2 protein-coding genes are annotated in these 674 nt (G+C 68.4%); one reads left to right on the top strand and one right to left on the bottom strand.

Annotation, left to right across the window (positions count from 1 at the left end; translation table 11 throughout):
* On the top strand, positions 1-295 hold a 295-nt coding region (locus AB4Z35_RS29920), incomplete at its 5' end, for a hypothetical protein (protein WP_442101146.1).
* On the opposite strand, the gene AB4Z35_RS29915 is transcribed toward AB4Z35_RS29920, so the two are convergent.
* A partial coding sequence (locus tag AB4Z35_RS29915; protein WP_442101145.1) for a ParB-like protein occupies positions 296-674 on the bottom strand: 379 nt, incomplete at its 5' end.

The raw sequence follows: 674 nt of genomic DNA, 5'->3' as shown, positions 1-674 counted from the left end.
GGCTAGTCGGCAGATGTCGACGATGGCGCTCTGGCGCAACCGTGCACGCCATCTGTTCACGGAAGCGGAATGGGAAAGCGGCATCGAGGCCCGGCTCGACGCGGGCTTCCGGCAGGCCGGTAACGGCTGCCCGCGCGAAGCGGCCAACGAGTTCAAGCGGGCGTACTACCTGCTGTGCTGCGTGCTGACGCAGGCGCGCGACATGGCACGCCGGGGCGATGGCCCCGATCGCCGCGATGCCCCGCAGCCCGCCAAGCCGCCGCGTCCTGATGCGCCGCTCGATCGCGGCGCCTGACTAGGTCTTTTTCTTCTTCGACGCAGCGCGCTTGCGGCATGGCCCGATATAGCCGGGCAGCCCGCGCGCCTTGGTGCTCAGCGCCAGTTGCACCGCGCGCGCCAGCGCGGTGGCAAAGCCGTGATGGGTGTCGAACGGCCCTTCGATGTGCTTGCGGAAGAAGTCGGCCCAGCGGAAATCCGGATAGGCGGCCTTGACCTTGCGATAGCCGCCGGCCAGCTGCACGAACGCCTCCAGGCTCCGATACGGATCGTCCCGCATGGCATGGATGTCCGGCGGCAGCGCCTTGATGGGCTGGCGCCGGCCCTGCTCGTCGTACGGGTGGACCATGTGGTTCTCGACCATGTACGCCCAGAACTTGCGCTGGGACAGGTGGCTC

The organism is Pseudomonas sp. KB_15 (assembly GCF_052114525.1).
GTDB lineage: Bacteria > Pseudomonadota > Gammaproteobacteria > Pseudomonadales > Pseudomonadaceae > Aquipseudomonas.
This window is presented reverse-complemented; position numbering and strand designations above follow the sequence as displayed.